The 11,444-nt window shown below is 54.8% G+C and carries 12 protein-coding genes and 1 riboswitch; of the genes, 3 read left to right on the top strand and 9 right to left on the bottom strand.

Annotated features, from left to right (window positions below; all coding sequences use genetic code 11):
* The first annotated feature begins 74 nt into the window (after window positions 1-74).
* A complete protein-coding gene (locus ACR0MP_RS11305; RefSeq protein WP_255611833.1) occupies window positions 75-698 on the top strand; it encodes a transglutaminase-like cysteine peptidase in 624 nt (207 codons plus the stop codon).
* 105 nt (window positions 699-803) lie between these two features.
* Here the strand turns inward: ACR0MP_RS11305 and ACR0MP_RS11300 are convergent, their stop codons facing one another.
* On the bottom strand, window positions 804-1,487 hold the full coding sequence (locus tag ACR0MP_RS11300; protein WP_170392744.1) for an energy-coupling factor ABC transporter permease: 684 nt from the start codon (window positions 1,485-1,487) through the stop codon (window positions 804-806).
* Between the two features lie 76 nt (window positions 1,488-1,563).
* Window positions 1,564-1,776: riboswitch (cobalamin riboswitch) on the bottom strand.
* Between the two features lie 215 nt (window positions 1,777-1,991).
* Between ACR0MP_RS11300 and ACR0MP_RS11295 the strand changes: the two genes are divergently transcribed.
* A complete protein-coding gene (locus ACR0MP_RS11295; protein ID WP_480886822.1) occupies window positions 1,992-2,654 on the top strand; it encodes a L,D-transpeptidase in 663 nt (220 codons plus the stop codon).
* 41 nt (window positions 2,655-2,695) lie between these two features.
* On the opposite strand, the gene ACR0MP_RS11290 is transcribed toward ACR0MP_RS11295, so the two are convergent.
* The gene (locus tag ACR0MP_RS11290; RefSeq protein ID WP_170392939.1) at window positions 2,696-2,968 is read right to left on the bottom strand and encodes a hypothetical protein; all 273 of its coding nucleotides are present in this window, start codon (window positions 2,966-2,968) and stop codon (window positions 2,696-2,698) included.
* A gap of 186 nt (window positions 2,969-3,154) precedes the next feature.
* Between ACR0MP_RS11290 and ACR0MP_RS11285 the strand changes: the two genes are divergently transcribed.
* A complete protein-coding gene (locus ACR0MP_RS11285; protein ID WP_480886821.1) occupies window positions 3,155-5,497 on the top strand; it encodes a heavy metal translocating P-type ATPase in 2,343 nt (780 codons plus the stop codon).
* 193 nt (window positions 5,498-5,690) lie between these two features.
* Here the strand turns inward: ACR0MP_RS11285 and ACR0MP_RS11280 are convergent, their stop codons facing one another.
* From ACR0MP_RS11280 to ACR0MP_RS11250, 7 genes are all read right to left on the bottom strand, one after another.
* A complete protein-coding gene (locus ACR0MP_RS11280) occupies window positions 5,691-7,586 on the bottom strand; it encodes a penicillin acylase family protein (protein WP_480886820.1) in 1,896 nt (631 codons plus the stop codon).
* Window positions 7,587-7,609: 23 nt separating this feature from the next.
* Window positions 7,610-7,777, bottom strand: coding sequence for a hypothetical protein (locus ACR0MP_RS11275; protein WP_480436033.1), 168 nt, complete (start codon window positions 7,775-7,777; stop codon window positions 7,610-7,612).
* Window positions 7,778-7,877: 100 nt separating this feature from the next.
* On the bottom strand, window positions 7,878-9,245 hold the full coding sequence (locus ACR0MP_RS11270; RefSeq protein ID WP_480886816.1) for a peptidoglycan DD-metalloendopeptidase family protein: 1,368 nt from the start codon (window positions 9,243-9,245) through the stop codon (window positions 7,878-7,880).
* Window positions 9,242-9,868, bottom strand: a complete 627-nt coding sequence (locus ACR0MP_RS11265; protein ID WP_480886815.1) for an SCO family protein — start codon at window positions 9,866-9,868, stop codon at window positions 9,242-9,244. Before ACR0MP_RS11265 ends, ACR0MP_RS11270 begins: the two co-directional genes overlap by 4 nt.
* Window positions 9,868-10,347 carry a copper chaperone PCu(A)C gene (locus ACR0MP_RS11260; RefSeq protein WP_480886813.1) on the bottom strand — a complete coding sequence of 160 codons (480 nt, stop codon included), beginning with the start codon at window positions 10,345-10,347 and terminating at the stop codon, window positions 9,868-9,870. Before ACR0MP_RS11260 ends, ACR0MP_RS11265 begins: the two co-directional genes overlap by 1 nt.
* A gap of 18 nt (window positions 10,348-10,365) precedes the next feature.
* Window positions 10,366-11,025, bottom strand: a complete 660-nt coding sequence (locus ACR0MP_RS11255) for a thioredoxin domain-containing protein (protein ID WP_170516106.1) — start codon at window positions 11,023-11,025, stop codon at window positions 10,366-10,368.
* Window positions 11,022-11,444 (bottom strand): disulfide bond formation protein B, encoded by a 423-nt coding sequence (locus ACR0MP_RS11250; RefSeq protein ID WP_480886811.1) that lies wholly within the window; start codon window positions 11,442-11,444, stop codon window positions 11,022-11,024. The genes ACR0MP_RS11255 and ACR0MP_RS11250 overlap by 4 nt, the downstream gene beginning before the upstream one ends.

The raw sequence follows: 11,444 nt of genomic DNA, 5'->3' as shown, positions 1-11,444 counted from the left end.
TGCGTCGATGAACATAAAAGATTGAAATAGAGTTCTCTTGGCTCGGTAGCTTCAGATACCCAGGAGAAACGAGTATGGGGAAAGCAGATATGACAAAACCTACTTCCGCTCAGAAAAAACTTTCGGAACGGTTACCAGTTTATCTATCGTTGGCCTGTATCATATGCAGCTACCTTGTCTCCGCCGCTTCATTGCAAGCTTCTGAGCTTCCCTGGATCAAACTAGATAGAGAGGTTCAGGCGCCATCGGGCGCCAAATCACTCTGCAAAGATTATTCGTGGGCGTGCGCGAATACTCGTACTTCTGGTCTGCCAGAAGCGCAGGAGAAACAGATCGTTAAAGCGATTAACTTGCGCGTCAATCGGAGGATCCGCGCCGTTTCGGATCAAAACCAATACGGGACAAAGGAATACTGGACGCTACCAATGCAGGGGTCAGGGGATTGCGAAGATTTCGCTTTGCAAAAGAAGTTTGAACTAATGCAGAACGGCTTGGATCCTACGAAGCTACTTATTGCAACTGTCTTAGACACCAATCGCAGTGGCCATGCAGTTTTGGTTTATCGCTCGAGTGAAGGCGATTTGATTCTGGACAATGTCACTAACAGGATCAAATCGTGGAAGGAAACGAGGTATCTTTTCCTACGAATACAGGACCCAAATCACCCTGATCGTTGGGTACAGGTTTCTAGCGGCTAAAAACAATGTGGCGCGCCCTCGAGACGCGCCACAATAAAATTTTGGTCCTGCGGCTACTGGTTGTTTCGCGGCAACCCAAGTTTAGGACACCGCTTCAAACTTTGGTCAAGCTTTCGCAGCGTTGTACAAACGCGGAGTCACCAGACCTGTACTGTTCAAACCGCGCATCGCCTTGGCTGCCGCAAGCACTGCCAGATCAGCAATCGGCTCAATGACAATTACCAGCATATAAGCACCGCCAAAGGACAGAACCGACGCCATGGTTTCTGCGCCGAAACCCTGGCCGTAGAAGGCCCAGAACCCAACCCATGCGACTACTCCTCCCTGATACGTCGCACTTAGGGCAAGAGCTTGGCCATATTTGAGGTCAACATATGCTGTGCCGGGTGCGATGATGCGGCTGGCCAGTGCTTGTAGCGCAAATAGCGGCACCAGCAGAGTGGTCAGGTTGATGAAGTACTGCGGAAGATCGAACGGGGCAAAAAACACACCCTGAATCAGGAGACCAGCTGCCAATCCAAAAGCCGCGGGTGCAGCACCGAGAAGCAGAAACAGCGTCGACCCCAGGATGAAGTGGACTTCAGAGACACCAACCGGGAAATGCGGCAGGACTTCGAAGAAAAGGAAAACCCCAACGGTGGCGAGCACCGAGCGCATAACAAAAGATGCAGGTCCATTCGCTCGCAATGTGGAAAACGTTTCTTTCGCTGCGTAAGTAGCCGCACCTGCGGCGGTAACATAGGAAAGCGCGATTTTGGCACCATTCACGATGCCCGGTTCGATATGCATGTTCTTTCTCCCTACCGCCTCACCCGGCGGCTTGTCAGGTTGAATCGACCGTAAGGCCGACAGGTTCAGTCTGGGCATAGCCCGGCGCTTTACGGCAGGTCTCCTGACTCGCGGGTGCTCGCTCCGCCAACCTTCCCGGTTCCATTACGAACCAGTGGTGTCTTGGCATCGCTCTCCGCTCACAGTTGCGGGGGCAGTTACGGAATTGGCGCCATTGAAAACACCGAACCGTATTCCCTTTTAATCCTTTTGGCTTCCGCCATCAGGAACCGAAAACAAATCACCGCTACAATGGCGGCTTCGCCTGTGTCAATTGTCTTTGCGACCTATTCCAATGTAAACTCGACCGAAGCAGGATTCACGCAACCGGTCACGTGATCAACTGGGTAATCCAAGCGTTACCTGAAACCTCTTGAAGCTCTAGCTGCTAGAGGCTTTAAGATTCGAATTAATTCGCGATAGTGCGATCCAAATACGTTAAACTTGTGAACCAGGACGAGACCTATGCTTACAAGGCGCCATTTCATTCAATCCACCACAGCGCTGTTCTCGGCGTCTGCGGCCAGTCCATTGATCGCCAAAACCTGGCCAACCGTATCGCAGAAGACCTATTGGGACAGTCAGGTCACGCCAATTGGTTACGATCCAATGACCTCAAATCCGTGGGGTGTTCATGACCGTTTTTTACCAAGACGCGTCGCGGCAAATGATGGTTTGGTTCCAGGTGACATCCATGTGGATGCCGTCGCGCGCTATCTCTACCATATCGAAGAAGGCGGGACCGCAATGCGCTATGGCGTAGCGATCGCGCGCGGGAACCTTTACGAGCCCGGCACCTATGTTATCCGCCGAAAGGTCGAATGGCCACACTGGACACCAACCGCTTCAATGATCGAGCGCAACCCCGAATACGCGGAATTCCGGAATGGCATGGAGCCCGGGCCGAATAATGCTCTCGGCTCTCGTGCCCTTTATCTATACGTTGGAGACCGAGACACATATCTCAGAATTCACGGCACGCCTGAGCCAAGAAGCATCGGCGGTCGCGCAAGTTCCGGATGTGTGAGAATGATCATGGCCCATATCAATGACCTCTACCCAAACGTGAAAACCGGCTCGACCGCTTTCCTATACTCTGCCGAAGATAGCGTCACAGCCCGCTCATGAATATTGGGCAGCGTACATGGACGTCGCTGCCCTCATTTCGATCAGGCGTCGCGCGCAATGCAGATCGGAGCGCCATTCGTCGCGCGCAATGGTACCAATGTCGTCTCGACGGGTCCGCTGTGCTCATACCAAAAGCAATTGTCTTCGGGCAGGAGGCGCGCTGTGGTCAAATCCTGCGCCGGCCCTGCCAGCGCTACGACCGAATCTGGCACGTTGCCTGGTTCAAGTGCTTTGCTTTTGGCCCCGGTGAACTGGGCTGAGCAACCAGCCGTAATCGAGACTAACGTGATGGTAATTGCGATCCGTTTCTGCATTGATCTGTTCCAAATTTTTTGCGTCATCTGCAATTAGATTGCATCCACACGGCCGGCCCGCAAGACGAAATGAACTAACAATATCGCAGGCAAAGAACCCGGATAAAAAGAATACAAAAGGTATTGAAGCTCTAGTTACTGTAGGAACTATTTACAAAGGACCATAGAGATTCTTGAGGTCCAATCATGTCATCCGATACCCATAGCCACGACCATGGCCACGAAAACAAACATGGTCACCACGCATGCGGTAGCGGCGGGTGTGGCGACATCGCCCCCGCCGGTCCAATTCCTGAAGGTGGTAGAAGCTTTCAGGTCTCTGGCCTTGATTGCGCCGAAGAGGTGGCGATCCTGAACCGTGTCGTCGGCCCGAAAGCAGGTGGCGAAGAGCATCTTGCATTTGATGTGATCAACGGTCGGATGACGCTTCTTGAAAGTGCTTCCAAGTTATCTGACGAAGATGTCATGCTGCTGGTTGCGAGTACTGGTATGACCGCCAAACCATGGGATGACGGAAATGCCGCCCAGGACCAGGCGGCGCATATTGCACGTCAGCGGCGGTTCACCACTCTTAGCGGAGGGTTTTGGGCAGCAGGTTTTGGCTGGCACATTTTCGAAACCGGCATGGGCGGTGCGCTCGGGCTGTTCTCGGGACATGGTGAGGTTCCGATGCCTTTGCCCGAGGCAGCTTTGTTCGCAGTCGCGATCTTGTTTGGCGTCTGGCTGGTGTCCCCTAAGGCCTGGTCTTCGGCGCGTCGACTTTCGCCTGATATGAACCTTTTGATGGTTGTTGCCGTCGCCGGTGCCATCGCTCTGGGTGAGTTTTTTGAAGCGGCAACTGTAGCATTTTTCTTTTCGCTCTCTCTTTATCTGGAAAGCTGGAGTGTCGGACGTGCTCGGAACGCGGTGTCCGCGCTGCTTGATCTGGCCCCCCCGACGGTTCGGCTGGTTCGTGCTGACGGTTCTGAGGCAACGGTCCCGGCGGCGGATGTCTTTGTCGGTGACAGCTTCATCGTTCGAGGTGGGGATCGCATTCCACTTGACAGAGAAGTCATCGAAGGGGCCGGTGCCGTTGACCAGGCTCCAATCACGGGTGAAAGCGCGCTGATTCCCAAAGAGCTGGGTGATGAGGTCTATGCCGGCACAATCAATGGTGAAGGCACCCTCAAAATACGTGCGACGAAAACAGCGTCAGACACCGTGCTTGCCAAGATCATCCGGATGGTCGGTGATGCTCATGCGCGCCGCGCGCCGGTTGAGCAGTGGGTTACAAAATTTGCGCGGATCTATACGCCCATCGTTATGGTCGTCGCAGTGGCCATCGCCCTGATCCCGCCGCTTGCATTTGGCGCATCGTGGGGCTTCTGGTTTTACAATGCGCTTGTTCTGCTGGTTATCGCCTGCCCCTGTGCGCTCGTAATTTCCACACCGGTTTCAATCGTTGCGGCTTTGACCGCTTCGGCCCGGGCTGGGGTTCTGATTAAGGGCGGCGCATATATCGAGGCCCCCGGGCGTACCACCGCACTGGCCATGGACAAGACAGGCACGATCACCATGGGTGAGCCTGAAGTGGCCAATGTCTATCCGCTGGGCGCCGCATCCGAGCAGGAGCTGTTGGCGAGCGCTGCCAGCCTTGAGGTTCGGTCTTCACACCCGCTGGCCCGCGCCATTTTGACCAAGGCAGAACAGACCGACATTTCGATATCGGCGGCTGAAGACATCCGAACCGTTCCCGGTCGTGGTCTGGAAGGCCGTACCGAGCGTGGAGATATCTGGCTTGGCTCTGACCGCTTCGCTGTCGAGAAAGGCTTTGGCGCGTCCATCCCTGCCGAGTTGCGCAACCAAATCGAGAGCGCGGGAAGCACACTTGTTGTTGTCGGGGATGAGAACGGGTTAACCGGTTTGCTTGAGCTGCGGGACCGCATTCGACCCGAAGCCCGAAGCATCGTAGCCCAGCTTCATGCGCAGGGCGTGAAGTCAATCATCATGCTGACTGGTGACAACGAACAAACAGCGAGAGCGGTAGCAGCCGAAGTCGGCATCGACGAAGTCCGGGCCCAACTTCTGCCGGAGGACAAAGTCGCTGCGATTGAGGAACTGGCAGAACAGCACGAGATGGTTGCGATGATCGGCGATGGCGTCAACGACGCGCCTGCGATGGCTCGGGCACATTATGCAGTTGCGATGGGTGCAGTTGGATCTGATGCTGCTATTGAGACTGCAGACATTGCTCTGATGACTGATGACATCGGCAAAGTACCCTGGCTGATCGATCATTCACGTCGAACCATGTCGATCATCCGTCAGAACATCGGCTTCTCACTTGCGACCAAAGCACTGTTTGTGACCCTTACCGGTTTTGGATTGGCATCAATGTGGGGTGCAATCGCCGCAGATGTCGGAGTGTCCTTGCTGGTCGTGGCTAACGCCTTGCGGCTTCTGAAAGCCTCGGAGGGTAACATACACTCAACAGGAACAGAAACCGTTGGAACGCCAGGTGAAAATGCTGAATTGGCGCATGGGCAGTAATCAGGCGCGCGGCACCTAAGATCGCGTGTGCTGTGGGATGCCCACTGAAATCAGCATCCCACAGCCGATTTTCACAATCTATCACTGTGGCGTGGTGCCCGATGTATCAATCAGTCTTGGATCTTGTATGGCATTTCATCCTGAAGATGAGGGCACATTGACACTGATCTGGCTTCCCGGAGCCGCACTTTAATCAGTCAACTTCATCCTGAATGAGGGGGGTTAGTTTGGATCGCCCCACTGCCCCACCCTCTGCTACTGCCAGATCCATTGCCATCATCCTGTAATCACCGCGCATCCATGAAGAAAACAAGTTCTTGTAGAACCGCGAAAGCGGGTGTCCCGACTGCCCGGATGGTGTCAGGAAAAAGAAGCCTTTGTCTTCTGAAACAGACATGACGGCCTGAAAATTCGTGCCGATATTTGTTGCAAACGGTTTTTCGTCAGACATCCCGAATTGAGACGAGAGCAATGAATAAGGTCCTCCGGACTTCGGTTCCCGCACAGATAACAACCCATTGAGGAATCCGGCTGGGCTAACCGCAGACCAATCCAGATTCACAACGTGTTCAGATCCCCAGCTCCACGAAGAAAGGTCGGGACCGTAGCGCTCGGTTATCCAGACGAGCGCATCGTCGAGTGCGAGAACGATCCACTCGTCGCAGGTTTCGACACGAGTTGAGGTGCGATTGTCACACCACATCGCGGCCTCTTCTCTATTTGAAAGAACCGCGGCAAGAAAATATGGATTCGGATTGGTCCACAAATCACGCGCCGCAGGAAATTCATCCTGTAGAAATCGGCGTTGCAAAGCACGCGCCCATGCCCAGAATATCAATGGCTCCGGCGAAAAACGATCCATTTCACCGTTCCATTCAGCCAAGCGGTTCAAGGCATCCTGTCGGATTCCATCGAGCGGGTCGTCGGTTGCGGGGATCATGGGTGCAGAACGCCACAAGTCCGCTGCCATCAGAGGCAACAAGCTACGCGCTGCTGAACTAACGGTATCTTGTTGTACCGCCATAACACCATCAACTGAAAAAACGCGTTGGCGCGCATCAAGTTCTGTGAGCCGTTGCTGCCGAAGCAGGATTGCATCTTCATCGGAGATGCCCGGCCAGGTCATGACGTCTTCTTTGTCAATAACGACGGTCTCCAACCCGAACAGAGGCATTTCAGAGATCAACTTCACGGCGTCTTTTGCGGTGACTACCTGTGTCAGTCGGTAAAGAGTTTTTAAAAAGATATCGCTATCTACCCGTTCGGATGTGCCGTTTTGCAATTCAGGTTGCCCGGCATTTGAGTCCAAGGCCCAAGCAACGTCATTTGAACGACCCAGAACAACGAACGGAACGCCGGGCAAAGTCACCCCTGCTACTGCCCCCGAGGGAAATTGAAGATCAGCCATGTACCAGGTTGATGGGAGCGAAAGCGGCCCGCTAGTCTCGATCGCGAGAATTGGGGAATTGGAAACCGTTCGTTCACTGGTCAATGCCCAGGCTCCCAGCCGAGCTTTTGGCGTGTTCATGATCAATCCAGGTGTTTTCGGTCTGTCGCCTGGAATTGACGCGCCGCCACTCTCTGTCTCCCGCAGATTGTCTAGAAACTGTTGAGTTATTCTGAGACTATCCTCTGGCCGCCAGGCCATGATGGTCTTTTCATCGTACAACAACAGTTCTGGTGCCCCCCGGCCACGCCGGTCTTTTGACACCTCCCCGATCCAGGCATTGACGCCAGCTGCATAGGCAATCAGCATTTCGGACAAAACTGGATCCATATCGCGATATCGCGGAACCGGCACTTTGCCCGAAGCGGACCGCCGTTCCCTTAACATCTGACCCAATCGATCCTGCGCATGAACGAAACCAAGTGCAAAATAGGCATCGGACGGGGATGAAGCCGAGATATGTGGGATCGCCATAGAGTCCCTCAGGACGTCCACAGAATCTTTCAAACCCTCTAACCTAAAATCTTCCTCATAGTCCGGAAGAGAAGCCAGCATGAGATATGTAGCCGTGCTTAAACAGACAGTAGTGATGAACAGGGCTGCCAGAACCAACCCAAGCACGATCCTGAGCAGCGCTTTCAATTTCAACCACCAATCGGATCAGCCTAGGACACCAGACGCACAACTGCGATCGACAGAAAGAATGCAATCAGGCCACAAACGATGGCGTATCCTGCAGCATACTGAAGAATATCAAGGCTGTTGCCATTCCGGCGCTTTGCCAGGACCCCACCCCAAACGGCGCCAACCAAGGCACCCGCGATTGCCATCATCTTACATCCTCTGATTTTGTTCATTTGCGGTGCAGTTCACTTCAGGCGTTCAAACCGTCAAACTGATAGCCGCGCGTCTGGAGGCGTTCTGAAAGAACTCTCACGAGTTAGCTTCGCGTTTCTTGGCAGTGAGATCGCCCAGCTGCTTCTCAAGCTGTGCCCGTGCAATACTTAATCGCTTTTGCGCTGCTTCGTTTTCTACCTTGTCATTCGCAGCGGCAGCAAGTCGATCGTCAGATAGCGGGTCTGTCGGACGCCCGTCGACCAATACTTCATAATGAAGATTTGGGCCGGTTGCGGTGCCGGTCGACCCGACACGACCAACCACCTGGCCCGCCTCCACGCGCTGACCTTTGGTCAGACCATCGGCGGTTGCGCTAAGATGCGTGTATCGCGTGACCGTGTCCGATCCATGAGCGATTTCGACCACACGCCCATACCCCCCGCGCCAACCAATATAAGACACGCGGCCCGGGGCCGTCGCATGCACCGGAGTACCACGTGCGGCAGCAAAATCGACACCTGTATGCATCCGAACATTTCCGTAGACCGGGTGCTTCCGCCGACCAAAGACTGAACTCAGGCGCGCGCCCTCGACTGGCTGCGAGAAGACGCGAAGAAGCTCACCATCGACATAGATTGTGGCGCGGCCATTTTCGGCATCTGGCCATGCTATTTCATAAAGTTGGTCATCAACTTCCAGCGCCGCAAAAATGAGATCTGGCTGGCCTGTTCTCTCGCCATCGATGCTCTTTTCGCGCCAGAGAAGACGGAGAGCTTCACCACCTGTCAGGTCCCTCCGAAAATCCACTGTCCCGCTCAGCATCTGCGCCAGATCCACCGCAAAACGAACCGGGATCTTTGCGCTACTCAGCGCATTTGAAATCGAAGTTTCGATCTCTATTTTGCGGGCCAGAATGACGGTGTTGGGTTCTGGTGAGACCACGCGCGTGGACAACGTTTCGCTAAGTATCACCTCGATTCTTACGCCATCTTCCACCGCAAGCTCCACGCTCTGCGGTTGATCCGCTGCGGCTGTAACGACTGTTATCGAGTGGCCTGGGCGCAAACGCTGCAAATCATATTCAGCGCCAAGCGCAAGTGCGATTTCGGCCCGATCGGTTGCGTTGATCCCGGCTTTAGACAGCAAACTGTCGAGCGTGTCACCCAACGCAAGTTCGCGCGTCCATGTCCGTGAAGGCGGTTCAACAGGTGGCAAAGGTTCCTCTGCCTGAATGGGTTCCGGTTGAGCAGGTCGAAACGAAACGGGGCTTGGAGCGAGTTCTGCTGATGGTACGTTCAGCAACTGAGCCGATGTGATCTGCGGTTCCGCAGGAAGCTTGGGCACCGGAAAGACCGTGGGCGCAGGCGCCGTCATTTCAGACCGGTTCGAGGCAATGAACACGATCGAAGCAATTGAGACGCTTCTGATCGCGATTGCCGAGGTTGCTAGAAACCGTGCGTTCATGATGTTTTATCCGCTCCACTTTTCAAAGCACGACGGATCTTGGGCACAGCGAATTCTCTCTGCTCATGATAGTCGATGGTGCTGACAAATTCGCCTGTGGGGCTAAACAGAAATACACTTGCAGTGTGGTTCATTGTATAGTCGCCATCTTCCATTGGAACTTTTTCATAAGTGGCGCGAAAATCGTCTGCGGCCTGAGCGATTTGGTCCGAAACGCCGACCCACCCACGGACAGCGGGATGAAAGTAGCTGACATAGTCGGCCATAGATTCGACTGTGTCTCTTTCAGGGTCTACGGTTATGAACACGACGTTCAATTCATCCGCGTCATTGCCCAGATCATCCAGCCAGAGGGAAATATCCGAAAGTGTCGTCGGGCAAACATCCGGGCAGTAGGTAAAGCCGAAGAACACCATTGTTGCACGTCCGACGAGCGATTGCGGGGTGACGGTGGTCCCTTCGTGATCAACCATGCGAAAGTTCATGTCTGACAACGCAAGGGGACGAAGGCGATCAGATTGAGCCGCTCCCGGCCCATCCACTTGCCACCATCCGGCAAAGAGTGTCAGCCCGATTGCACCAAGCCCAGCAGCCCCAAATGTGAGAACGCGTCGCCGTTGCATCAGTTCCCAGGGCCTCGCGCAGCAATACCAAATATCGGTACGTTGACAGTCTTTTCTGCGCCATCGGCAAAGATCAGAGTCAGCGCAAAACTCTCGCCTTCGGTCATAGGGCGTTGCAGCCGCATGAGCATAGCGTGGAGCCCGCCCGGCTCAAGCGCTACGGAACCACCCGGCGCAATTTCCAGCTCGCCAGCTGGTGCCATGGAACTGACGCCCTCTGCATTGGTCGATGTCTGATGGATCTCGGGCATCATCGCAAGATCGGTGTGGATAGACGTCAGCGTGACGGCCTCATTGCCGGTGTTGCGGATCGTCATGTAAGCGACGCCAGGTCGGTTGGTGCCAATTGAAGCGCGCGACCAGGCATCTTCAACGACAACATCGCCGCCCCCTGCCAGTACAGGTGCCGATAGAATGGCAGTGGTGCCGAATGCGGCAAGCACACCTGCCAGAAGTGTATTTTTTGCAGTGAGTCTCATAGTACCTCTCGCTACTGCTCAGCTTTGCAGTGCTGCAACTTCTGCAGCGACCAGGCGTCTCAATTCAGCCTCACCAAACGGATCCAGAGATTTGCCATTGACGAAAAATGTCGGAGTTTGCCGTATACCGACCGCTTCCACATCAGCGCGATCCTGATTGAGAACACCAACTGTCTGGGGCGCAAGCATTTGTGCCTGCGCTGCCTCGGCATCCAGTCCCGCCGCTGCTGCAATTCGAATAATAAGACCAGGCTCAGGCGCACCATGCGCGGCCCATTTGGGCTGCTCTCGCAACACGGCTTCCAGTACCGGTTCAAAGACCCCCTGCATGCGTGCCGCTTCAAGCACGCGGATCGCCTCCTCTGAGCCTTCGCCATGGAAAGGGGTGTACCGGATCACAACGCGCACGGCGTCTCCATGCTGTGCCATGATGTCCTTCACGACCGGATGAAAGGCACGGCAGGCTTCACAAGCCGGATCGAAAAATTCGACAATTGTAACCGGTGCGTCCTTTGGGCCGAGAACAGGCGAGTAGGAACGGATAAGTGTTTCAGCGATTTCGGGTGCAACAGGCTCGGTGTTGCCTGAAGCAGCCGGACGGTTCACGTACCAGGAAGCGGCTCCGAATCCGGCACCACCGAATGCGAGAACGGACAAAATCAGGCCACGTCTGTTCATACTTGTTTCTCCTTGAGTGAAAGGGCGCACAGAACGCCGATTAGCGCGAATGAAACGAGCGCCATCAGCGGAATCGGGATGCCCAAAACAGTTTGATTTGCGTCCGTGCAGGACGGACCACTGGCCGAGCATGGTTGGATTTTTTCGGGGATTAGACCAGCATACAGGCCCATATGCCACAAGGCGACAGCAGCGCCCCCCAATGCCAGTGCTATCCCGTATCGGCCCACGTTCTGGTCCTGCCACCACAGGCCAAGCCCCAGTACGATCGCCAATGGGAACATGAACGCGCGCTGGAACCAGCACAGCACACAGGGCGTCTGCCCCAGGATCTCTCCAATGAACAGAACAGAAAGAGACGCAACCAGGGCAATCGCCCAGACCAGGCCAAGAAGTGTATCTTTGGAAAACCGGGACAT

The organism is Ruegeria sp. K3, from assembly GCF_056531845.1.
This window is presented reverse-complemented; position numbering and strand designations above follow the sequence as displayed.

What these genes read in the sequence shown, in the direction of transcription:
- ACR0MP_RS11305 (WP_255611833.1), top strand. Translation starts at nt 75, where the DNA reads ATGGGGAAAGCAGATATGACAAAACCTACTTCCGCTCAGAAAAAACTT.
- ACR0MP_RS11300 (WP_170392744.1), bottom strand. Translation starts at nt 1,487, where the DNA reads ATGCATATCGAACCGGGCATCGTGAATGGTGCCAAAATCGCGCTTTCC.
- ACR0MP_RS11295 (WP_480886822.1), top strand. Translation starts at nt 1,992, where the DNA reads ATGCTTACAAGGCGCCATTTCATTCAATCCACCACAGCGCTGTTCTCG.
- ACR0MP_RS11290 (WP_170392939.1), bottom strand. Translation starts at nt 2,968, where the DNA reads ATGCAGAAACGGATCGCAATTACCATCACGTTAGTCTCGATTACGGCT.
- ACR0MP_RS11285 (WP_480886821.1), top strand. Translation starts at nt 3,155, where the DNA reads ATGTCATCCGATACCCATAGCCACGACCATGGCCACGAAAACAAACAT.
- ACR0MP_RS11275 (WP_480436033.1), bottom strand. Translation starts at nt 7,777, where the DNA reads ATGATGGCAATCGCGGGTGCCTTGGTTGGCGCCGTTTGGGGTGGGGTC.
- ACR0MP_RS11270 (WP_480886816.1), bottom strand. Translation starts at nt 9,245, where the DNA reads ATGAACGCACGGTTTCTAGCAACCTCGGCAATCGCGATCAGAAGCGTC.
- ACR0MP_RS11265 (WP_480886815.1), bottom strand. Translation starts at nt 9,868, where the DNA reads ATGCAACGGCGACGCGTTCTCACATTTGGGGCTGCTGGGCTTGGTGCA.
- ACR0MP_RS11260 (WP_480886813.1), bottom strand. Translation starts at nt 10,347, where the DNA reads ATGAGACTCACTGCAAAAAATACACTTCTGGCAGGTGTGCTTGCCGCA.
- ACR0MP_RS11255 (WP_170516106.1), bottom strand. Translation starts at nt 11,025, where the DNA reads ATGAACAGACGTGGCCTGATTTTGTCCGTTCTCGCATTCGGTGGTGCC.
- ACR0MP_RS11250 (WP_480886811.1), bottom strand. Translation starts at nt 11,444, where the DNA reads ATGTCCCGGTTTTCCAAAGATACACTTCTTGGCCTGGTCTGGGCGATT.